At 56.9% G+C, this 20424-nt stretch carries 23 protein-coding genes; 10 read left to right on the forward strand and 13 right to left on the reverse strand.

Translation table 11 applies throughout. From position 1 onward, the window contains the following. Positions 1-3 precede the first annotated feature (3 nt). Positions 4-1308 (forward strand): NAD(P)/FAD-dependent oxidoreductase, encoded by a 1305-nt coding sequence (locus tag AC2FIO_RS08570; RefSeq protein WP_496696938.1) that lies wholly within the window; start codon positions 4-6, stop codon positions 1306-1308. Between the two features lie 2 nt (positions 1309-1310). On the opposite strand, the gene AC2FIO_RS08575 is transcribed toward AC2FIO_RS08570, so the two are convergent. Next, the gene (locus tag AC2FIO_RS08575) at positions 1311-2255 is read right to left on the reverse strand and encodes a formylglycine-generating enzyme family protein (RefSeq protein WP_496696940.1); all 945 of its coding nucleotides are present in this window, start codon (positions 2253-2255) and stop codon (positions 1311-1313) included. A gap of 250 nt (positions 2256-2505) precedes the next feature. Here AC2FIO_RS08575 and AC2FIO_RS08580 point away from each other — a divergent pair, with 250 nt between their 5' ends. Further along, complete coding sequence (locus tag AC2FIO_RS08580; RefSeq protein WP_496696942.1) at positions 2506-3720, forward strand: DegT/DnrJ/EryC1/StrS family aminotransferase; 1215 nt, start codon at positions 2506-2508, stop codon at positions 3718-3720. Positions 3721-3726: 6 nt separating this feature from the next. Here AC2FIO_RS08580 and AC2FIO_RS08585 read toward each other — a convergent pair whose 3' ends face one another. The 4 genes from AC2FIO_RS08585 to AC2FIO_RS08600 form a co-directional block, all read right to left on the reverse strand. Beyond that, positions 3727-4485: a trypsin-like serine peptidase gene (locus AC2FIO_RS08585; RefSeq protein ID WP_496696944.1), complete on the reverse strand. Its 759-nt coding sequence runs from the start codon at positions 4483-4485 to the stop codon at positions 3727-3729. 11 nt (positions 4486-4496) lie between these two features. Further along, positions 4497-5051: a polyhydroxyalkanoate synthesis repressor PhaR gene (gene phaR, locus AC2FIO_RS08590; RefSeq protein WP_058274099.1), complete on the reverse strand. Its 555-nt coding sequence runs from the start codon at positions 5049-5051 to the stop codon at positions 4497-4499. Positions 5052-5186: 135 nt separating this feature from the next. Continuing rightward, the gene (locus tag AC2FIO_RS08595) at positions 5187-5633 is read right to left on the reverse strand and encodes a phasin family protein (protein WP_058275892.1); all 447 of its coding nucleotides are present in this window, start codon (positions 5631-5633) and stop codon (positions 5187-5189) included. A gap of 132 nt (positions 5634-5765) precedes the next feature. Then, the gene (locus tag AC2FIO_RS08600) at positions 5766-7568 is read right to left on the reverse strand and encodes a PHA/PHB synthase family protein (protein ID WP_496696946.1); all 1803 of its coding nucleotides are present in this window, start codon (positions 7566-7568) and stop codon (positions 5766-5768) included. Positions 7569-7678: 110 nt separating this feature from the next. Between AC2FIO_RS08600 and phaZ the strand changes: the two genes are divergently transcribed. Further along, entirely contained in the window at positions 7679-8950 is a 1272-nt protein-coding gene (phaZ, locus tag AC2FIO_RS08605; RefSeq protein WP_496696948.1) for a polyhydroxyalkanoate depolymerase, read from the forward strand. 5 nt (positions 8951-8955) lie between these two features. Then, a complete protein-coding gene (locus tag AC2FIO_RS08610) occupies positions 8956-9540 on the forward strand; it encodes a DUF6151 family protein (protein ID WP_496696950.1) in 585 nt (194 codons plus the stop codon). Here AC2FIO_RS08610 and AC2FIO_RS08615 read toward each other — a convergent pair. From AC2FIO_RS08615 to AC2FIO_RS08635, 5 genes are all read right to left on the reverse strand, one after another. Continuing rightward, positions 9531-10247 carry an alpha/beta fold hydrolase gene (locus tag AC2FIO_RS08615; RefSeq protein WP_496696952.1) on the reverse strand — a complete coding sequence of 239 codons (717 nt, stop codon included), beginning with the start codon at positions 10245-10247 and terminating at the stop codon, positions 9531-9533. The two genes, AC2FIO_RS08610 and AC2FIO_RS08615, sit on opposite strands and share 10 nt — an antisense overlap. Before the next feature lie 84 nt (positions 10248-10331). Beyond that, the gene (locus AC2FIO_RS08620; protein WP_496697099.1) at positions 10332-10946 is read right to left on the reverse strand and encodes a hypothetical protein; all 615 of its coding nucleotides are present in this window, start codon (positions 10944-10946) and stop codon (positions 10332-10334) included. 17 nt (positions 10947-10963) lie between these two features. Beyond that, on the reverse strand, positions 10964-11392 hold the full coding sequence (locus AC2FIO_RS08625; RefSeq protein WP_282120052.1) for a VOC family protein: 429 nt from the start codon (positions 11390-11392) through the stop codon (positions 10964-10966). Beyond that, positions 11392-12387, reverse strand: coding sequence for an alpha/beta hydrolase (locus AC2FIO_RS08630; protein ID WP_348774517.1), 996 nt, complete (start codon positions 12385-12387; stop codon positions 11392-11394). Before AC2FIO_RS08630 ends, AC2FIO_RS08625 begins: the two co-directional genes overlap by 1 nt. Further along, a complete protein-coding gene (locus tag AC2FIO_RS08635; RefSeq protein WP_496697102.1) occupies positions 12384-13133 on the reverse strand; it encodes an alpha/beta fold hydrolase in 750 nt (249 codons plus the stop codon). Before AC2FIO_RS08635 ends, AC2FIO_RS08630 begins: the two co-directional genes overlap by 4 nt. Before the next feature lie 195 nt (positions 13134-13328). Between AC2FIO_RS08635 and thrS the strand changes: the two genes are divergently transcribed. The 5 genes from thrS to AC2FIO_RS08660 all read left to right on the forward strand — a co-directional run bounded on the left by thrS (position 13329) and on the right by AC2FIO_RS08660 (position 18022). Beyond that, a complete protein-coding gene (gene thrS / locus AC2FIO_RS08640) occupies positions 13329-15287 on the forward strand; it encodes a threonine--tRNA ligase (RefSeq protein WP_282169251.1) in 1959 nt (652 codons plus the stop codon). A 222-nt stretch (positions 15288-15509) separates the two neighbouring features. Next, positions 15510-15812, forward strand: coding sequence for a BufA1 family periplasmic bufferin-type metallophore (locus AC2FIO_RS08645; RefSeq protein ID WP_058275886.1), 303 nt, complete (start codon positions 15510-15512; stop codon positions 15810-15812). 70 nt (positions 15813-15882) lie between these two features. Then, positions 15883-16740: an MNIO family bufferin maturase gene (bufB, locus tag AC2FIO_RS08650; RefSeq protein ID WP_496696955.1), complete on the forward strand. Its 858-nt coding sequence runs from the start codon at positions 15883-15885 to the stop codon at positions 16738-16740. Next, positions 16737-17498 carry an HvfC/BufC family peptide modification chaperone gene (locus AC2FIO_RS08655; protein ID WP_496696957.1) on the forward strand — a complete coding sequence of 254 codons (762 nt, stop codon included), beginning with the start codon at positions 16737-16739 and terminating at the stop codon, positions 17496-17498. Before bufB ends, AC2FIO_RS08655 begins: the two co-directional genes overlap by 4 nt. Continuing rightward, positions 17495-18022: a DoxX family protein gene (locus tag AC2FIO_RS08660; protein WP_058274133.1), complete on the forward strand. Its 528-nt coding sequence runs from the start codon at positions 17495-17497 to the stop codon at positions 18020-18022. The genes AC2FIO_RS08655 and AC2FIO_RS08660 overlap by 4 nt, the downstream gene beginning before the upstream one ends. A 1-nt stretch (position 18023) precedes the next feature. Here the strand turns inward: AC2FIO_RS08660 and AC2FIO_RS08665 are convergent, their stop codons facing one another. Further along, entirely contained in the window at positions 18024-18392 is a 369-nt protein-coding gene (locus AC2FIO_RS08665; protein WP_058275883.1) for a hypothetical protein, read from the reverse strand. Between the two features lie 39 nt (positions 18393-18431). Beyond that, positions 18432-18749, reverse strand: coding sequence for an ArsC/Spx/MgsR family protein (locus AC2FIO_RS08670; RefSeq protein ID WP_496696958.1), 318 nt, complete (start codon positions 18747-18749; stop codon positions 18432-18434). Positions 18750-18964: 215 nt separating this feature from the next. Here AC2FIO_RS08670 and AC2FIO_RS08675 point away from each other — a divergent pair, with 215 nt between their 5' ends. Further along, entirely contained in the window at positions 18965-19171 is a 207-nt protein-coding gene (locus tag AC2FIO_RS08675) for a cold-shock protein (protein WP_010439113.1), read from the forward strand. 229 nt (positions 19172-19400) lie between these two features. Here the strand turns inward: AC2FIO_RS08675 and thyX are convergent, their stop codons facing one another. Beyond that, the gene (gene thyX / locus AC2FIO_RS08680) at positions 19401-20312 is read right to left on the reverse strand and encodes an FAD-dependent thymidylate synthase (protein ID WP_058274136.1); all 912 of its coding nucleotides are present in this window, start codon (positions 20310-20312) and stop codon (positions 19401-19403) included. Between the last annotated feature and the right edge of the window lie 112 nt (positions 20313-20424).

The raw sequence follows: 20424 nt of genomic DNA on the forward strand, positions 1-20424 counted from the left end.
CCGATGAACCTGCTTTATTCCAATGACCGCAAGGCCGAGTACCCGGCCAGCTGGTACGCTGCGACGGCCAATCCGGTGGATCGCTTCCCCGCGCTGTCCGGCGATGTGAAGGCTGATGTTTGCATCGTGGGCGGCGGGTATACCGGCCTGTCCGCCGCGTTGCATCTGGCCGAAGCAGGGTTCGACGTTGTCCTGCTCGAGGCGCACCGCGTTGGCTTTGGGGCATCAGGCCGCAATGGCGGTCAGCTGGGCAGTGCGCAGCGTATGGATCAGGAAGACCTCGAGCGACTGGTCGGCGAAGATGACGCCGCCAAGCTGTGGGATCTGGCCGAAGATGCAAAAGATCTGGTCAAATCCCTGATCACGAAACACCAGATCGACTGTGATCTGAAACCCGGCGTGGCCGTTCTGGGCCTCAGCCAAAGTGAGCAGCAAGAGCTTCATGATCACGCGGCACATCTGTCCGACCGCTATGGTTACGACCAGATCAAGGTTCTGGACGAAGGCGCAGGTCAGGCATTGTGTCCTTCGCCCTCTTATCGGGGCGGCTATCTGGATATGGGCGCGGCGCATCTGCACCCGCTGAATTTTGCGTTGGGGCTGGCTCAGGCAGCGGACAAAGCCGGCGTACGCATCTGTGAAAGCACCGAGGTTCTGGGCGTCGAAGAAGCCACACCAGCCGTTGTGAAATCCGCACACGGCAAGGTGACGGCAGACCACGTTATACTGGCCTGCAACGGATATCTCGGCGAACTGAACCGCAAGGTGGCCACCAAGGTCATGCCCATCAACAACTTCATCGCCGCGACCGAGCCTTTGGGCGTGGATGCCGCCCGCGTCCTGACAAAAGACGTCGCCGTGGCCGACACCAAGTTCGTGGTGAATTACTTCCGCCTCAGCGCCGATGGTCGTCTACTGTTTGGTGGTGGGGAGAGCTACGGTTATCGTTTCCCTACCGACATCGCCGCGACCGTTCGCAAACCCATGACCGAGATCTTTCCGCACTTACAAGATGTAAAGATCGACTACGCTTGGGGCGGCACTCTGGCCATCACAATGCGCCGAATGCCGTACCTGGCGCGGATCGCGCCCAATATCCTGTCCGCGTCGGGTTATTCCGGGCACGGGGTCGGCACGGCCACGCACGCGGGTCAACTGATGGCGCTGGCCATCCAGGGGCAAGCCGAAGGGTTTAACACAATGGCCCGCGTCCCCGCCCTGCCCTTTCCCGGAGGGCCCGCGCTGCGTAGCCCGCTGCTGGTGCTTGCGATGACATGGTTTGCGTTGCGGGACCGGTTGGGGGTGTGACGCTAAGGCGCTTGCTTGAACTCTCTCAAAACGCGGAACCCCGCCAAAGTCGATCGGGTATCCCGCAAGGCTCTCCCACGATTGGCAACACGAGAAGTGTTCATTGCTGCCGCATACGCTCCACCCCGGCTCACTGTTTTCGCGCACGGCGTTTCGAGAGCCATTTCCAGATAGCGGCTGGATGTTTCCCACCCCGCATAGGTGTCGGTCCAGCAGGACATCGTGCGTTCGATCACATTGCCCGACATGTGGCGCAGTCCCCACGCATTAGCGGCGTCCAGTTGGTCTACAGGTACAGGCGTGCCGCGCGAAACAAGGTCAGGCCGCTCTTCGCCCAGCATGATTTCGGTCGCGCTGCCCAGAAAATTCACCTGATCCGTGGTGACTTCTTCGCCCTGCGCAAAGGGTGTCTGCGTTCCGGCGCGAGCGGCGTATTCCCACTCTGCCTCAGTCGGCAGGCGGTAGACGTCCATCCCGACCTTACTGTTCAGCCAATCGGTGTAAGAAACCGCATCCAGATAAGAGACCGTGATAACGGGATGGTTGCCCCTGACCTTTGCGCGCTTGGACTTAGGCAGTCGAATAAAGTCCTGCGGCTCGTACCCGCCGCAGCCGCCATCCTGCACACAGGCCATCCACTGATCATAGGTGATCTCATTCCGGCCCATGGCGACGGGCATGTCTATCGTGACCTGGTGAACCGGCCCCTCATGAAAGGCGATATACGGGTTGTCGGGCGTAACAGGTATCCAGTTGCCTGCCTCATCAAACTTGACGTTCTGCTTTGACTCTCCCGGAGGCCCACCCATCAGAAACTCGCCCAAAGGCAGCACGATCATCTCAGGGCAAACATCGCATTCCTGAAACATCTCGAGCGGCGCGACTTCGGTTCCATCCGAGAGAACATATTGGGCGTGTGCGACTGTTGCGAACGAGGATATCGCCAACAGCCATGTCAAAGGTCTGAATATCAATTCTGTGGTCCAACCCGTGAATAACAAAAGCAGAGTTGAACCAATCGCACCTTACTTTCGCGTCGGCTGCAAGACCAAAAGCTGGCCGGTCGAAGCTCCGTAATCCCTCAGAGCATCCGAATTTGACAGATCGGTGAAATTTCGCCCCATGGGCGATTGAAGGGTTGGATTGCTGAAAAAATAGCTTTATCTTTCCCAAAGATAGAATTTGGGAAAATCAAATATGACGCTTCCGCCAAACGTTCATGCCGCCGAACCCATCCCCCCAGCAGCAAAAGAAGCCATCGACGCCCTGATGCAGTCAGGCGATCTGTTTCGCTATACCGCGCCGCAGGACGCGCCGGTTGCCTTGCTTGAGGCCGAATTTGCCAAATTGCTGGGCAGTAAATATGCCCTGGCGGTATCCTCCTGCTCGGCCGCTCTGTTCCTGTCCCTCAAAGCGTTCGGCCTGCCGCGGGATGCGCGGGTATTGATCCCCGGCTTCACCTTCGCCGCCGTTCCGTCTTCGGTCGTGCACGCAGACTGCATTCCGGTCCTGTGCGAAGTCGGTGAAAATTATCGCATCGACATGGCCGATTTCGAGGCCAAGCTAGACGGCGTTCAGGCCGTGATCATCAGCCATATGCGCGGCCACACCTCGGACATGGATGCCATCATGGCGCTGTGTGACGCACGCGACATCCCTGTGATCGAGGACGCGGCGCACTCGCTAGGCACAACTTGGCACGGGCGCAATATTGGCACGATCGGCAAGATCGGCTGTTTCTCGTTCCAGTCCTACAAGATGATTAACGCGGGCGAAGGCGGTATTCTGATCACCGACGACGCCGATCTGGTGGCGCAAGCCGTGATCATGTCGGGCGCCTATGAACATAACTGGAAGAAGCACAAGGGACCGCAAGGCGACAACTCGCCCGAGTTGGAGCAGGCATTTGCCCGCTGGCAGAACCAATTGCCGCTCTATAACTTGCGGATGAGCAATCTCAGTGCTGCAGTAATCCGGCCACAAATCCCGGAACTTGCGCGTCGTGTGCGTGATGGCCTGTCCAACCACGACTATGTTGCAGACCGGCTGAATACATCACCCCATATCGACGTCCCTGCCCCTCTGGAGCCCGAACACCGGGCACCGGATTCCATACAGTTCAACCTGGTAGACATGGACGACAACGATATCCGCGCCTTCGCTGCGGCGACTGAGGCGCGTGGCGTCAAAGTTCAGGTCTTTGGTCTGAGTCAGGACAACGCCCGCGCATTCTGGAATTGGCAATTCCTGCCGGAAAAGTTCGAGCTAACGCAAACCCGCGCAATGCTTATGAAGGCCTGCGATGTCCGGTTGCCTGTGCGCCTGACGCGCGAAGAGCTGGATGTGATTTCGGATATCCTGCTGGCGTCTGTGGGCGAGGTTACAGGCCCGGTTCCGGTGTACGGAACCTGACGAAAACTAGGGTCCAAGGTCAAAAAGATCGACCGGCAGAAACAGTGCTGTGATCCCCTTGGGGGTTGCAGCCACGCTGGATAGAATTCCGACAACCTGCAAACTGGTTTCCGTCTCGACCAAGAGAGGTGCACCAGAATCGCCCATCATGACAGGACATGTCGCCAGCAAAACCCCGCTTGAATGGCGGCGCGGCTGGCAGGTCTTTGTTTTGCTCAGCACATGGGGCCGGATACCGGGATACCCCGCAACAAACGTGCTAGTGGCGCTATCATCCCCCAGCGGCAGATAGCCGACTTGCTGCCCAATCGGTGCACTGAGTTCCAGAACCGCCCAATCCAAGTTTGCTCTGTCATCAAACCGGCCTTCAACGCCCTGTTCAGGATGAACCCGATACGCTTTCACTCCTGAAACCACAGCGGCTTCTCCGCGCTGATAACCGGCGGCAAAACGGATGCTTGAGGGTGGAATCCACCGCTGACGCGGTGTGTTGTACAGGCAATGCGCCGCAGTCAGGACAAGATTGTCCGAAACAAGAACCCCGGTGCAATGGGACTTCTGATCCCGACTGGCAAAATTAACACGTCCAATCGCGCGCCACGGTGGCTGATCGGCCGCAAGAATTTCGCGTGCACGAATCGCATCACATCCGGCTGCGGCCCGTGTCCCCAATGTACAAATTTGGGACCACTGGTCTGAGAAAATGCCCTGCGACAACGCGGGTTGCATCCAAAGTATCGTGATACTCAGGATCAACCAGCGCATCTTAGGCCGCGTCAGTTAAGCTTGGACAGCTTTTGCTGCAGTTCCGCCAACTGTTTTTTGATGTCGTCCAAATCTTCCTTGGGCTCGGATTTGGCGTCATCGTCTTTGTCCGGGCCGGACCATCCGCCGGACAGACCACCAGTCATAGCTTTCAGGAATGCTTGCTGCTGGGCCTGCATTGCATCAAACCCCGGCATCTGAGACATCGGATTCATCGCACTCATGTTTTCCATCATCTTGCTCTGGTTTTCCCGCAGCATCTCGAATGAGCTTTGCAGGAATTGCGGCATCACACCGCCACCCGGCAACATGTAGCTGCGCACCAGATCGTTCAGCACATTGACCGGCAGCACATTTTCGCCGCGGCTTTCGTGTTCAGCAATAATTTGCAGCAGATATTGCCGCGTCAGATCATCACCAGATTTAAGGTCAATGATCTGCACTTCGCGCCCGTCCCGAATAAATGACGCGATATCTTCAAGTGTGACGTAGTCGCTGGTCTCGGTGTTATACAGCCGACGGCTGGCATAACGTTTGATCAACAGTGGTTTTTCTTGTTCCGACACCGTTTACCCTCCCCAAGGATGATGCATTGCAGCAGAGATTATGCGAGCGCAGCACAAAAAGAAAGGGCAGGTCTTTCGACCTGCCCTGCGCGATAGCACCGATTGGGAGGAGTGGGTGCGCCTCGCGGCGTTTGCTTACTTGGCGGCAGTTGCTTTCTTGGCAGCTGCTGTCACGTCGTTGGTGGCTTTTTTGACAGCCGCGGTTGTGTCTTCGGCTACGTCTTTGCCAGCCGCCATCAGCAGCTCAACGGTTTCGGACTGAACTTTTTTCGCGATCTCTGCGAAGGCCGCCATGTTTTCAGCTGCAACTTCAGCCGATGCGCTGGCGAAGTCGGTGGCCGCTTTGGCGTAGTCTGCAGGCTCTGCCTTGGCTTTCGACATCTCGGTCAGCTTGGCCAGGGTGTCCTTGGTCCATTTGCTCGAGATCTCAGCCGACTTTTCAGCCGCTTCCAGTGCAACACCCGACAGCTTTTCGTTCAGCGTCGCGGTCGATTTGAAAGCACCTTCCAGAGCGGTGGTGTCAACGGGGAACGCGCCCATAACGTCTTTCAGGGTCGCGGTGAAGTCTTGCGTCTTTGCCATTGTCCTAAATCCTTTTGCCGAACCGAGCCCACCCCGGTTTTCATCAGCTTAAGGACAATATGGATGCCGCAATGCAGCATTGCAAGATTTTTCTTGCTGCACTGCGGCATAATTCTGCAAGTCACATTGAAATCAAATACTTGCCTTAACCTGTACATAGGTCCCAGGCGCCGAGGTCAGGGCAGGATGGGCCGAATCGCCAGTCGCACGCGCAGGCACCTGTTTACCCGACCGCTTCTTCAGCCAGGCCTCCCACCGGGGCCACCAGGAGCCTTCGTGATACGTGGCCTCTTTCAACCAGGTCTCTGGATCTGCCTTCAGGTCGGTGTTGGTATAGTGACCGTATTTCTTTTTGCTGGGCGGGTTCACGATGCCCGCAATATGCCCCGACTCCGAGACGATGAAGGTCTTCGACCGCGACCCCATCTGCTGCACCCCGCGATAACACGCCTTCCACGCCGCGATGTGATCCGTCTCGCAGGTGATCGCCATCAGGGGCACGTCCACGTCGCGCACATGCAGCTTATGCCCCAGCAGTTCGAACCCGTCGGTGACAAAGTCATTGCGCTGGCACAAGCCGCGCAGGTACTGGACCGCCATGCGGCCGGGCAGATTGGCCCCATCCCCGTTCCAGAACAGCAAATCGAACGCGGGCGGTGTCTCGCCCATCATATAGCTGCGGATCGCAGGCCCATAGATCAGATCCTTTGATCGCAGAAACGACATCGTGCGACCGATGATCCACGCTTTTAGAACACCGTCCTCCGAGATCTGATCCTCAATCCCGTCCACAAAGTCGTTCTGCAGGAAAGGCGTGAACTCACCCTGATCGCCAAAATCGGTTAGGGCCGTGAAGAACGTGGCCGATTTGATCGACTTGTCGCCGCGCTGCTTGAGCAGCGACAATGTCAGGCTCAGCGTGGTGCCCGCGATGCAGTAACCGACAGCGTTGACCTGTTTGACCTTGCAGATCGATTTGACCTCTTCGATCGCGGTCAGGAATCCGTCCTGGATATAATCCTCCATGCCGATATCGGCATGGGATTCATCGGCGTTCACCCAGCTGACCACAAACAGGGTATAACCCTGCTCGGTCACCCATTTGATCAGGCTGTTCTGCGCCTTAAGATCCAGAATGTAGAACTTGTTGATCCACGGCGGGAACAACACCAGCGGCGTTTCGTGCACCGTCTCGGTCGCAGGCTTGTACTGGATCAGCTCCATCAACCGGTTGCGATAGACCACATCGCCGGGCGTCGTCGCGATATTGCCGCCGACCTCAAAGGCGCTGTCATCGGCCAGCTTCACCACCATCTCGCCATCATTGGCCTCGAGATCGGCCACCAGGTTTTCCAGACCCTGGATCAGTGACTGACCTTCCGTCTCAACCGCCTTTTCCAGCGCATCCGGGTTGGTCGCCAGAAAGTTCGTCGGAGACATCATGTCGATGATCTGCTGCGAGAAGAACGCCAGCCGCTGCTTATCCTGCACATCCAGATCCTCGACCGAAGCCACCGCTTGCGCGATGGCATCGGCATTTGTCTGATACTGCTGACGGATGAATTTGAAATACGGATTGGTATCCCACAAGGGGTTGGAAAACCGCTTGTCCCGGGGTCCGGATGCGGCCTCTTCTGCCTCGCTGCCCACCAGCGCCTGCTGCGCCTCGGCAAAGTTCATAACAGACTGACCCCAGAACTCGATCTGCTGCTCCATAAGCCGCGCGGGATTTTGCATCGCTTCAGCCCAATACGCCGATGCTGCCTTTGCATAAAGCTCTTGATTCGGACCGTCCAAAGCAGGGTTGTGTCCCTTCTTTCCCGACATCGCATCAACAAGTCGCTTCGAAAGCTCCTCCACCTTGTCCATATTTTCTTTAAGCCTCTCAAGGTGTTCCGGGGATAGCTCCGGCGTCCGGTGTTCACTTGTTGTCATTTTAACAATTCCCCCTTAACCTCGCTGCTATGCAGAATAATCGTCGTGGGCTTGGGGAGCAAAGCGACGAATGGTCCGACACTCACACCGGCAGCCAGGAGGCCCCCTAAATGCGCTACATGATGACCTACGACCTTATGGAAACCATGCGCAACACGAACCAATGGATGGGGGCAACTGCCAGTGCTATGGCGTCTTACCCACTGTTTTCCATGATACCCAATCCTGCGTTCAGCATGATGGCTGCATGGGGCGAGGTGACCGAGCGCACGTTTCAGCGCATGATCGCAAAGCCGGACTGGGGTATTCGAACGTTCACGTGTGAGGATGGCAAAGACCACCTTGTTGATATTGTTCCCGTAATGGAGCGCCCATTTGGCGACCTGATCCATATTCGCGTCAATGGACGCGAAGAACAACCCCGCAAGGTGCTGCTGGTGGCGCCAATGTCCGGCCACTACGCGACTTTGTTGCGTTCCACGGTCAAAAGCCTGCTGGTCAATTGTGAGATTTACGTAACCGACTGGCATAATGCGCGTGATATCCCTGTTTCCGAAGGCAAGTTCGATGTCGAGGATTACACGCTGTATCTTGTCGATTTTATGAAAGAGCTGGGCCCGGACACTCATGTTGTTGCAGTTTGCCAGCCCGCCCCTCTGACGCTTGCCGCAACCGCTTATCTGGCCGAGGTCGAGCCCAAGGCCCAGCCCAACACATTGACCCTGATCGGTGGTCCGGTTGACCCTGATGCAACCCCGACCGACGTAACCGATTTCGGCCGTCGTGTGACCATGGGACAGCTGGAAGAAACCATGATCCAGCGCGTCGGCTTCAAATACAAAGGCGTCGGCCGCATGGTATATCCAGGCTTGCTGCAATTGGCGTCTTTCATGTCGATGAACGGGGATCGCCACTCCAAAGCGTTCACCGATCAGATCCAGCGCGTGATGCGAGGCGAAGCGTCCGATCACGATGCGCATAACCGCTTTTACGATGAATACCTGGCGGTCATGGACATGCCCGCCGAGTTTTACCTTTCCACGGTCGAGCGCGTGTTCAAAGACCGCGAGATCGCCCGCAATGAGTTCGTTGTCGCAGGTCACAAGGTCGATATCGGCAAAATCACCGATGTTGCGGTCAAAACGGTTGAAGGCGCAAATGACGATATCTCGGCGCCCGGCCAGTGTATTGCCGCGCTTGAACTCTGCACCGGTTTGCCGGATGCAAAAAAGGCTAGCCATGTCGAACCCGGCGCGGGTCACTATGGCATTTTTGCAGGCCGCAGTTGGCGGGATAACATCCGGCCGCTTGTGATTGACTTCATGAATGCAAATACGCGCAAACCAAAACGTCGCGCCGCAAACAAAAACAAAGTGGCTTAAAAATCATGAGCAGGAAAGTGGCGAAAGACACCCCATTTTCCTGCTCTTGCGGTTCCCTACATGGACGGATCAGCGCCGCAGGCGTGAAACACGGCACACATGTCGTGTGCTACTGTCACGATTGCCGCGCGGCTCAGTTGTACTTTGGGCAACCCGATCCTGCCCCCGGTCCTGTTGAAATCCTGCAGATGCTTCCGGAAGAGATCCTTTTCGACGGCGGTGCCGAGCATCTCGCGCTGATGCAACTGAGCCCCAAAGGGATGATGCGCTGGTATGCCAGTTGCTGCAATGCGCCACTGGCGACCACACCAACAACGCCGAAGTTCCCATTCGCAGGTTTTATCGTTAAACGTATCCCCGACCCAAGTGGGTTGGGGCCGATCACCACGCGCGGGTTTATCCCCACAAGCCGCGGCAAACAGACCCATGAAAAGATTGGGTCGGCCATATACGGGCTGGCGACCCGCGTCGCGAAATCGCGGATGTCAGGCAGTTGGAAGAACACACCCTTCTTCGACCCAGGTACCTTCGACCCGATTGCCGAGCCTGTGATCCTCAGCAAATCCGACCGTGCAGCCCTTTACCCATAAGTGGTTCGCGCAGGCATGTTTAACCAGTTCTCAAGTGCTTCATTGACAACCTGAGGCGCTTCGAGCGTTGGCAAATGCCCCGCGTCCTCAACCACATTTAGTTCCGCATTTGGGATCAGATCTGCCATAAAGGCGTGCTTTCTTACTGGTGTCAACAGGTCATGCGCCCCACACAAGACCAGTGTGGGAACCTTGATCATTCGCAGCGCACCTTGCTGATCCGGACGCCGCTGCAAAGCGCGCATCTGGCGTTCGAACACATCTGCCCCCTGATCCAATGCCATGGCAGTCACGTCACTCAGAATGGGAACGCGCCTTGGCCCAGGGGCCAACGTATCTGACCCAAGGATCTTTCGCATAACCTCTTCAAGCCGCCCGGCCTTGGCACCAACCATATGCTCTTCTCGTGTCGCCGCGATCTGCGGCGTGTCGGACTGCGCATCGGTGGCCATGAGGCACAGGCGCGAAATCCGGTCGGGCGCGCGACGAATAAGTTCAAGAGCCACCACACCACCCATACTAAACCCCGAAAGCGCAAAGCGGTGTGGCAGTTGATCCAAAAGGCGCGAGGCGATTTCTTCAATCCGCTCGCCCAGCGAAACCGGCGCAACCGTGACCGCACGCTGACGGGAAAAGTGCGCGATCTGAGGGGCGAATACCCTAGAATCGCACATCAATCCGGGCAATAGAACCAGCGGCTCGATCAATCGCGGCCTCCTTCGTCTCAGCTTCTTGAGTGGCTTTGTTTTTTAACAGGATGAGAGGTTTTTTCGGCCTGAGCAAGTTAAACTTCACGGATAGGCAATACCGCAAAACGTGGGAAAATCCGCATAGCGCTTTTGACGAGTCTTCAGGTCTTCGCGGGGATTTTCGCCCGCACGCAACAGGCTCCCGCGCGGGGCGATGTAGCTGTCGATACGCCTTAGGGGAATTGGCCGCCACACCAGATTGAAAGCACAGAGTTTTGGGAAAAACCAAATCTCGGAATATTCCAGATGATCGTGCATCCACCACGCCAGATCGCGCCAATCCCGGCCTTCCGCGTAACGATCCGCGAACCACGGAATGACAATCGACGCCCCGGCAATCCGATCATCGCCGGTGCCCCAATCCCAGATATGGCACTCCAGTGGATTATCGTTTCGGGCGCAGTTCAGCCGGTTTTCATTGCCATATTGATTCAACGACGGCGATCGGTAACCGGACCGGACTGCCACGCGTCCGAACGTCTCTTCTAAAGGGTCCAGCAACGTCTGGCAAAAGGCTCGGCCGGTTTCGATGGCAAGATCAGGATTGTCGGGAAGATTTTGTTTTTCATGGAAATTTCCAATCTCGGAATACAAGAAATCACGCATGAAAAAATGCCGGGACAGGCGCACGCGGCCAAGGTTTTCAAGGCTCCACATGCTACCCGGCTTACGCATCACCCGTACCCGTTCCAACGAAACGCCCCATCAGGGGCCAGAGGTGAGAACGGGTTGAAAGCGACCTCCCATATCGTCCCCTCGGGCGCGCGGAAGTAACCGTGATGCCCGCCCCAGAACACATCCGAGGCCGGTTTAAGAACCTCGGCACCAGCGGCTTGAACCTTGCTTAAAACCAGCGCGACATCTTCTTTTGACCGGCAGTTATAGCTAAGCGTCAGCGCCCCACGGCCCAAGGTGCCCACGTCAACACCAATCTCATCGGCAAGTGCCGGCAGAGGATACAGCCCCAGCGTCTGCCCGATCAGATCAAAGGCAATCACACCGTCCGGGCTGTCGACACGTTTCCAGCCGATCTTTTCATAGAATGCAGCGGCGGTTTCAGGGTCTTCCACCCCGACAGTGATTAGGCTGACGCGCTGTTCCATCATTCGATCCCCTGCTCTTTCAACCATGCCAAAATACCAGCGACCGCAGCATCAGTCTGTCCCGGAGACATCAAACGTCCGGCAATGACATGGGACGATGGGTCATCGCCCGGCCCCATCGTAACCGTATGAACACTAGCAGGTCCGCCCCAAGCTTCGGCCACCTTGTGGGTCAAGTCCGGGCGCACAACCTGATCATCGTCCGAGAACCAGAACAACGCCGGGACACGCGCCTGCGAGAAGTCCATGGCATAAACAGTTTCAACCAAGGCGGTCATAGGCACAACTGCCTCCCACGGATAAACCGACGACCAGTACTTGTTCTTCTCGGGATCCGGCCCCGAGACGTCCCGTTCTTCCCCCATGATCAATGGCAACCAGCTTCGCGCCCATGGAAGGCCCGGTATCCAGGCACCGGGCGTGTTCACACCAAAATTCGGAGAAACAAAGACCAAACCGGCTACGTTTTCTATCAGTGCATCGTCCAATGTCGCCGCCGCAGCCAGTGTTCCGCCGGTCGAGGTTGAAATCACGACGACCTGATCGCCCACTGCACGGGCGGCGGCCAACCCTTCGGCCATATCCTGCATCCAGCCCGAGGCGGTGCCTTCGGCCATCGCCTCCCCGCCGCGCCCATGACCCTGCAAGCGGGTGTAGACCAGATTGGCCCCCAACGCATCGGCGACCATGTCCGGGACAGGGCGAACTTCCTCGGACGAGGCGGAAAACCCATGCAAATACAATATGGAAACCGGGGTGCGCTGTTCCTTGAACCCGTCTTGCCAGACAACCCGTTTCTCGACACCAGCAGTGATGTCATCGAAAGCGGACTCGACGCTTTCGAAATAGACCTGCACCCCTTCGCCAAACTTGCGCGGTTCAAATGTCGGGTTCAGGTTCACTTCTTCGCGCGGACCGAACCAATAGATCAGGGCACCAGCCGCGACCAGCACCAGAAGAACACGCCCGATGGCCTTGCCCACCCCCCGGATCATTGCGCGCCCATCACTTCAAGCACGGCGTTTTCGATGATTTCCAGGCATGGCCCGTCCGAGAATCTGTGGTCTGCATCCTTGACCAAGAGCAGGCGCATATCTGAACCGGTGGCATGTTCCACCAGACGCACAGCGGTTTCAGTGGAAACAGCAGTATCTGCAGTCCCTTGCAGAAGACGCACCGGAAACTGAAGATTAATTGCATCCCGCAGAACCAACTGCTGTCTTCCGTCCTCAATCATGCGTTTCGTGATGATATAAGGCTCCATATAGTCAGAGGGTAATTCGACATACCCTTCGGTTTCCAACACCTGTTTTTGCGTGTCAGAAAACGACGCCCAATAACCGTCTTCAGTGAAATCAGGCGCGGCGGCGATGGTAACCATACCTGCAATCCGATCCGGCATTGCCTTCGCCAGCAAAAGCGCTTGCCAGCCGCCCATAGACGACCCGACCACGATCAACGGCCCATCGGTCAGGGCAGTTACCGCGGCCAAAGCATCCTCGTGCCAGTCGCCGATGCATCCGTCCTCAAATTTGCCCGAGCTCTCGCCATGGCCCGAGTAATCGAACCGCAGGAATGCCTGACCGCGGGCCCTGGCCCAAGCCTCAAGATGCACCGCCTTGGTGCCCTCCATGTCAGACTTCAGCCCGCCCAAAAATACAACCGTCGGTCCTGCCCCATCGCTTTTGTGATAAGCCAGCCGCCGCCCTTGTGCCGTTTCCAGAAAATCCGTCGCTGCCATGTCGCCCTCTTTCCTTTTGGGGTTCATCATGCACGGCTGCCCGGTGGCTGCAATTCCCGAATTCGAACCTCCCGCCGCGTCAGCCCCAACGCGGCTGGGTGCTTGACAGGTCATGCTGCAACTGCCAAATGGATCGAACACACATAACCCGCAACCGGGCGTTCAGTGGGCGCCAAACCGACGAGGAGAGCCGATATGGCCCTGGACTCACAGTCAGTCTCCCTTACTTTTCCCGATGGCAATGCACGATCCTATGACGCAGGCGTCACGCCAGCTCAGGTCGCTGCTGATATCTCGACCTCACTGGCCAAAAAGGCCATCTCGGCCACCGTGAACGGCCAGCACTGGGACCTGCAGTGGCCCATCGAATCTGACGCGCAGATCGCCATCCACACCATGAAAGATGAGGAACAGGCCAACGAGCTGATCCGTCACGATCTGGCGCACGTGATGGCGCGCGCGGTACAGGAAATCTGGCCTGCAACCAAGGTCACCATCGGCCCCGTGATTGACAACGGTTGGTACTATGATTTCGACCGGGAAGAACCGTTTACCCCCGAAGATCTCGGCCTTATCGAGAAAAAGATGAAAGAGATCATCAACAAGCGCGATCCCGTGACCACCGAAATTTGGGACCGTCAGCGCGCAATCGAATTCTACAAGGCCAATAACGAGCCTTATAAAGTCGAGCTGATCGAAGCCATTCCGGGTGACGAACCGCTTCGCATGTACTGGCACGGCCACTGGCAGGATCTCTGCCGTGGCCCGCACTTGCAGCATACCGGCCAGTTGCCGGGCGACGCCTTTAAGCTGATGAGCATTGCTGGAGCCTATTGGCGTGGCGACAGCGACCGCGCAATGCTGCAGCGCATTTATGGCGTGGCCTTCACCGGCAAGGAAAAGCTTAAAGCGCATCTGCATATGCTGGAAGAGGCTGCCAAGCGTGATCACCGCAAGCTGGGCCGCGAGATGAACCTGTTCCACATGCAGGAAGAAGCGCCGGGCCAGATCTTCTGGCATCCGAACGGCTGGAAGATCTACACCACCCTGCAGGACTATATGCGCCGGATGCAGGAACGAGACGGCTATGTCGAAGTGAACACGCCGCAGGTCGTGGACCGCAAGCTGTGGGAAGCGTCTGGCCACTGGGACAAATATCAAGAGAACATGTTCATCGTCGAAGTCGACGAAGAACACGCCCGCGAAAAGGCGATCAACGCGCTGAAGCCAATGAACTGCCCGTGCCACGTGCAGGTGTTCAATCAGGGCTTGAAGTCCTATCGCGACCTGCCCCTGCGTATGGCGGAGTTTGGATCGTGCGCCCGGTACGAACCCTCGGGCGCTTTGCATGGAATCATGCGGGTCCGTGGTTTCACGCAGGACGATGGCCATATCTTCTGCGCCGAGGAACAGATCGAATCTGAGACCGCCAAGTTCATTGCGTTCCTGTCCAAGGTCTATGCTGACCTCGGGTTCCATGATTGGACAATCAAGCTGTCGACCCGACCGGAAAAACGGATCGGATCGGACGAAAGCTGGGATCTGGTCGAAAAGGCGCTGGGTGATGCCTGTAAGGCAGCGGGCTATGACTATGAGGTTCTGGAAGGCGAAGGCGCGTTCTATGGCCCCAAGCTGGAATTCACTCTGACCGACGCGATCGGCCGGACATGGCAGTGCGGCACCCTGCAGGTTGATCCAAACTTGCCGGAGCGTCTGGATGCGAACTTTATCGGTGCCGACGGTGCCAAGCACCGTCCGTTCATGCTGCACCGTGCAACCCTGGGCTCGTTCGAACGCTTCATCGGTATCCTGATCGAGGAACATGCTGGCAAACTGCCGTTCTGGTTGGCCCCGCGTCAGGTTGTGGTCGCCTCGATCACGTCCGAGGCGGATGACTATGTTTTGGAGGTTGTCGAAACGCTCAAGGCTGCTGGCGTGCGGGCCGAGGCGGATATTCGCAACGAAAAGATCAACTACAAGGTTCGTGAGCACTCGGTCGGCAAGGTGCCGATCATTCTGGCAGTCGGTCACCGCGAAGTTGAAGAGCGTACCGTAAGTGTGCGCCGCCTTGGCGAAAAACAGACACAAGTTCAATCTCTTGAGGCTGTAACAAAAGAGCTGTCATTGGCCGCGACGCCGCCTGATCTTCTGTAACATTCGGCGACAAATTGCCCGAAATCCGACCCCAATTTCGGGGTCGGATTGAAACATTTTCCATTTTTCATTTCAAAAACAGTTTGTTAACCTTCAAGAGGGCATTACGCTCTTTGACGGGGTTGTGAGACACGGGCTCGTGAATTCACCTGCCCCGATTTAGCTACTACCTTTGTCATTGTCACAAGAAGACATACGCAGTCATCAAAAGGGATTACCGAGATGTCGAACACCGCAAAAACCCTGGTTATCGCAAGCGCAGTTGCAGCAGCCGTATCTGGCGTAGCCACAACCGCCTCCGCACAAGCCAAAGAGAAATGCTATGGCGTTTCGCTGGCCGGTCAGAACGACTGTGCCGCTGGCCCCGGCACCACCTGCGCGGGCACCTCGACCGTTGACTATCAGGGCAATGCCTGGACTCTGGTCGACGCTGGAACCTGCGCCGATATCGAACTGCCCAAGTCGGCAGATGGTGCAGCGCGCGAAGGTTCGCTGGAACCGCTGGAGCGCGACCTGCCGGCATAAGCCCAAGCATCTGAGAGTCGGAGGGGCGGGCCCTATCGCCCGCCTCTTTTCGTGACCGGAGGATTTGCACATGCTGGATAGTTCACTTCGATCAAACAGGCTGCCCGCGGCACCGGGGGTCGGGTATAAACCCCAGCATTACGACCAGATTCTGGACCATGCGCATCCGGTCGGCTGGCTTGAGATCCATGCCGAAAACTACATGGGTGATGGCGGCAGGCCGCTGGCTCAATTGCGCCACCTCTCTGAAAAGTTCCCCATTTCCGTCCACGGCGTTGGCCTCTCGATCGGTGGAGAAGGCCCCTTGGACCCCGCTCACCTGGCGCGCCTGAAACACTTGGTGGGGTGGCTGAATCCGGCCAGCTTTTCCGAGCATCTGGCCTGGTCGACCCATGACAGTCATTTCCTGAACGATCTTCTGCCCCTGCCCTACACGGACGAAACGCTGGAGCGTATCTGTGCCCATATAGACCAGGTTCAGGAAACCGTGGGGCGGCAAATGCTTTTGGAAAACCCATCCAGCTATTTGGCTTTTGAAGAAAGTACATGGTCCGAGCCTGACTTCCTGCGTGAAATCGCACATCGGACAGGATGTGGTCTTTTGCTGGATGTGAACAATGTCTTCGTGTCGGCCACCAATCTGGACTTCTCTCCGCAGAGCTACATCGACGCCTACCCGCTGGACAACGTCCACGAGATACACCTTGGCGGTCATGACGAAGACGAAGACGACCATGGTCGTCCTTTGCTGATCGACAGCCACGGTCGCGAAGTCGTTGATCCCGTGTGGACGTTGCTGGATTACGTGTTGGACCGTTCCGGCCCCAAACCCGTTCTGATCGAATGGGATACGGACGTACCCGACTGGTCCGTTCTTCGGGCCGAAGCAGATCGGGCTCAGGCGGCACTGGACCGCATCCCAGCATGAGCGTTTCGCAAACCACGTTCCGCGCAGCCCTGCTTGACCCGTCGGCGGCTGTCCCGAACGGTTTGTGGGATGCCGCAGAACGCCCCGCCGGGCGGCGGTTCAGCGTTTACCGCAACAACGTGGCTGTCTCACTGACCGAAGCGATGCATCAGGCATTTCCCGTGATCGCACGGCTGCTGGGGCCTCAGAACATGGATGGGCTTGCCGGGCTTTTCCTGCGCAAACACCCCCCGTCTTCACCGCTGATGATGTTCTACGGTGAGGAATTCCCCGAATTTCTTGCCGGAATGGAGCAACTGTCGCACCTTGGCTACCTTGCCGACGTAGCGCGTCTGGAACTGGCACTGCGCCGGTCCTACCACTCTGCCGACAGCCAGGCCGCACTGCCCGATGCGCTGGCCATCCCACCGGAAGAGATCGTTTTGGCAAAGCTAGAATTTGCGCCATCCATGAAGGTTCTTCGGTCAGATTGGCCACTGTTTTCGATCTGGCGCTTCAATTCCGAAGAGGGTGCACCCAAACCTGCACCCGGGTCCGAAGATATCCTGATCACCCGACCCGAATTCGACCCGGCCCCGCATTTGCTGCCTAAGGGCGGAGCGGACTGGATCGCCCACGTTCAGGCCGGGCTTACCATTGGCGAGGCATTTGAACAAACCTCTGCCGAATTCCCCGAATTTGACCTTGGGGCCACTCTGGCGCTGCTTTTGCAGGGCGGCGCGATTACTTCTGTGTCTATCGAAAGGCTGGCAACATGACTGCCCTGATCTCTTTTCACAATAATACCCTGGGACGGCTAGAAATGACCTCTGGCTGGCTCACGCCAACACTGGCCCGGGTGGTTTTTGCCGCGACTCTGCTTGTCTACTATTGGAACTCAGCAACCACTAAACTTGGCAGTGGCATTTTGGGTTTCCTGTTCCCGTCTGACGGTGCATACGTCCAGATTTTTCCCAAAGCAATGGAAGCCGTCAGCTATGACAGTTCACAACTCGGCTTTTCTTATTGGGTGATCGCAGTTGCCGGCACCTGGGCTGAGTTTCTGCTGCCGGCCTTGATTCTGGTGGGCCTTCTGTCCCGGCTGGCGGCCTTGGGTATGATCGGATTTGTCTGGGTTCAGACAATTGTCGACGTCACCGGGCATGGCGCAGCGCTTGGAAGCTTTTTCACCGCCGCACCAAACGTGCTGGACCAGCGGACGCTCTGGACTTTCGTGCTGCTCGTTATCGTGATCAACGGCGCAGGCCCCTTGTCTGTCGACCGGGCCCTGCACGTGAAATGACCTAGAAATGTGCCTTGGGCTCGTCCGGTTTTCCTGCGGCCAGCCCAAGGATGCCTGCCACGGCGGCAAAGGCCACCGGAAACATCGTGAAGACGTTGAATCCAAACGCGAAATACATCCCGACGGCTGAGATCAGCAGCAATATTCCACCGATCAGAGCCCGCGCATGGGCCATTGCGCCCCCCGCGATGGCCAGCAAAGGCGCAATAATGGAAGCGGTCTGGATGAACTGTACGTTGTCCACTTGCTCAGCAAGGCCTTCGATCTCGCCGTAGTGGTTTATGAATTCGATATAGCCATAGCCAAAAAAGCCAACAATCATTCCGATCAAACCGGCAATGACGCCCAAAATCATTGATGCGTTGCGCATTTAAACCCTCATATTTACGTCAGTCACATAAGCGCCCGTTCAGGCAACGCCAAGGCTTGCCTTGGTTTTCGCGGTCCAGCCCAACAACAACGTACCGTCATCTTCGATCAAGGGGCGCTTCATCAAAGTCGGGTGTTCCTTCAGCAACTCCAGCGGTGGTCGCGTGCGTTGTTCCGCGTCCAATCCACGCCAAGTTGTCGACCGGGTATTGAGCAAAGCTTCGCCGAACGTATCAAACGCCTCTGTCAGGACAGAATCGGGAACTCCTTGCGCGCGAACGTCTACAAATTCAATATTTTCAATTTCTTTCAGTGCCTTACGGCAAGTATCGCAGTTTCTCAGGCCATATAGACGCATTTTGGGACCATTCCTGTACTTGTATGAATTTTTGGCATTTTTGCCTGCTACATCCAGTTATTCTTGATTTTTTACTTCACCGTGCAATGTTGAAAAAGACGAAACACACAATTCGGGCTGCGTCGTGTGGGCGAAGCGGTGATGCGTTGTGGTTGCGTCAACCACTGCCCCCACCAATTTGTGGGACAACGTGTAAGTAGAAGGAGACACGGGAAATGCCAACTGGCACCGTGAAATGGTTTAATACCACGAAAGGCTATGGGTTTATTGCCCCTGACGAAGGTGGCAAGGACGTTTTTGTTCATATCTCGGCCGTAGAACGGTCCGGTCTGACCGGACTCGCTGACAATCAGAAAGTCTCGTATGAGTTGGAAGACGGACGCGACGGCCGACAAATGGCCTCTGATTTGAAGCCGTTATAAAACACCCCGTCATCTGCGGGTACTAAAAGCAGGCCAACGGCCAATTTCCGGCCGTTGTCCATTCTCAAGGGTTTGAAACCTTACCCTCGCGTCGGTTTGGTATCGGCATGAGTGCTTTCGTTTTAGCCGAACACCACGATTTCCGAGCGTTCTCACATCACACTGATGACTGATGTCATGAACCACTCGAAAAGGCGTCATGACATCAGAAGAAAGAGTTCTGTCGGCTTTAACCCTCGCGAATGACAGCCTCGAACTCGCGCCATTCCCGTGCCGTCATGCCCGAGTTTTCCTGCGTCACAGTTTCACCGGCCAACATGCGTCGCAGGCTATCAACCATCTGCGCCGAAAGGTTGACCGCACCCAAACGGTAATCTTCGAACGCTCTATACGCGAAGGGCACCCAGTCGGCGACGATCTTGCACATCATGTCGGCGTAAACGCGGATCTCGTACTGAGCATGTGGATCGGCCCGCAGGCGCAGGAAATGGAACAGGTTGTGCAGATCCACCTTCCAGTACCACTGCGTGTAGATATTCGCAGGCAGGTTCATGCGCGCCAATTCTCGCGCCAGCCCCTGCTGACCATCCTGGTTGATCATGGCTTCGTAATTGTCATAGCACCGCGCGCTGTCGGCCTTGAGCATTTCCAGAACGCGGGCTGCCTCTTCGCCTTGCAGGGCGTCGCCGCGGCCCTGATTGTTCACTTCGGACTGCGCGGCCACGTGGTCCGGTGCGGGGATATAGAACTCGCGGTCCAGAATCGAATAGCGGGCTGAGTATTCGTTCACGTTGGCGGTGCGGTGACGAATCCACTGACGGGCCACAAAGACCGGCAGTTTGACGTGCAGCTTGATTTCGCACATCTCGAACGGGGTCGAGTGCCAGTGCCGCATCAGATAGCGGATCAGACCCTCATCGTTCTGCACCGATTTGGTGCCCTTGCCGTAAGATACACGTGCCGCCTGACAAATTGCTGCGTCATCCCCCATGTAGTCAATGACGCGCACAAATCCGTGGTCCAGTACTTGATGCGCGGTATAGAGGTGGTCTTCCATCCCCTCAGCCACAACGCGGCGTGTTGGATGCGATTGCGCCCGTTGCGCTTCGATCTCGGCCAGTTGGTCAGAGGACAGCGGCATGAATGTTCCTTTCCAGCAATGAGTCGCTCACCACTATATATCGGCAATTCACAGACAGGAACCGCGACATGTGCACCAAGCGTCGCAATTTCCAAATTGTGTCCACCCTGCC

It is taken from the genome of Ruegeria sp. CDSB086 (assembly GCF_059611065.1).

Bases quoted from the DNA above. Each gene is read 5' to 3' on its own strand.
- AC2FIO_RS08655 (WP_496696957.1), top strand. From the start codon at position 16,737: ATGAGCGTTTCGCAAACCACGTTCCGCGCAGCCCTGCTTGACCCGTCG.
- thrS (WP_282169251.1), top strand. From the start codon at position 13,329: ATGGCCCTGGACTCACAGTCAGTCTCCCTTACTTTTCCCGATGGCAAT.
- thyX (WP_058274136.1), bottom strand. From the start codon at position 20,312: ATGCCGCTGTCCTCTGACCAACTGGCCGAGATCGAAGCGCAACGGGCG.
- AC2FIO_RS08580 (WP_496696942.1), top strand. From the start codon at position 2,506: ATGACGCTTCCGCCAAACGTTCATGCCGCCGAACCCATCCCCCCAGCA.
- AC2FIO_RS08675 (WP_010439113.1), top strand. From the start codon at position 18,965: ATGCCAACTGGCACCGTGAAATGGTTTAATACCACGAAAGGCTATGGG.
- AC2FIO_RS08570 (WP_496696938.1), top strand. From the start codon at position 4: ATGAACCTGCTTTATTCCAATGACCGCAAGGCCGAGTACCCGGCCAGC.
- AC2FIO_RS08610 (WP_496696950.1), top strand. From the start codon at position 8,956: ATGAGCAGGAAAGTGGCGAAAGACACCCCATTTTCCTGCTCTTGCGGT.
- AC2FIO_RS08620 (WP_496697099.1), bottom strand. From the start codon at position 10,946: ATGTGGAGCCTTGAAAACCTTGGCCGCGTGCGCCTGTCCCGGCATTTT.
- AC2FIO_RS08635 (WP_496697102.1), bottom strand. From the start codon at position 13,133: ATGGCAGCGACGGATTTTCTGGAAACGGCACAAGGGCGGCGGCTGGCT.
- phaZ (WP_496696948.1), top strand. From the start codon at position 7,679: ATGCGCTACATGATGACCTACGACCTTATGGAAACCATGCGCAACACG.
- AC2FIO_RS08585 (WP_496696944.1), bottom strand. From the start codon at position 4,485: ATGCGCTGGTTGATCCTGAGTATCACGATACTTTGGATGCAACCCGCG.
- AC2FIO_RS08630 (WP_348774517.1), bottom strand. From the start codon at position 12,387: ATGATCCGGGGGGTGGGCAAGGCCATCGGGCGTGTTCTTCTGGTGCTG.
- AC2FIO_RS08600 (WP_496696946.1), bottom strand. From the start codon at position 7,568: ATGACAACAAGTGAACACCGGACGCCGGAGCTATCCCCGGAACACCTT.
- AC2FIO_RS08625 (WP_282120052.1), bottom strand. From the start codon at position 11,392: ATGGAACAGCGCGTCAGCCTAATCACTGTCGGGGTGGAAGACCCTGAA.
- AC2FIO_RS08595 (WP_058275892.1), bottom strand. From the start codon at position 5,633: ATGGCAAAGACGCAAGACTTCACCGCGACCCTGAAAGACGTTATGGGC.
- AC2FIO_RS08670 (WP_496696958.1), bottom strand. From the start codon at position 18,749: ATGCGTCTATATGGCCTGAGAAACTGCGATACTTGCCGTAAGGCACTG.
- AC2FIO_RS08645 (WP_058275886.1), top strand. From the start codon at position 15,510: ATGTCGAACACCGCAAAAACCCTGGTTATCGCAAGCGCAGTTGCAGCA.
- AC2FIO_RS08660 (WP_058274133.1), top strand. From the start codon at position 17,495: ATGACTGCCCTGATCTCTTTTCACAATAATACCCTGGGACGGCTAGAA.
- bufB (WP_496696955.1), top strand. From the start codon at position 15,883: ATGCTGGATAGTTCACTTCGATCAAACAGGCTGCCCGCGGCACCGGGG.
- AC2FIO_RS08665 (WP_058275883.1), bottom strand. From the start codon at position 18,392: ATGCGCAACGCATCAATGATTTTGGGCGTCATTGCCGGTTTGATCGGA.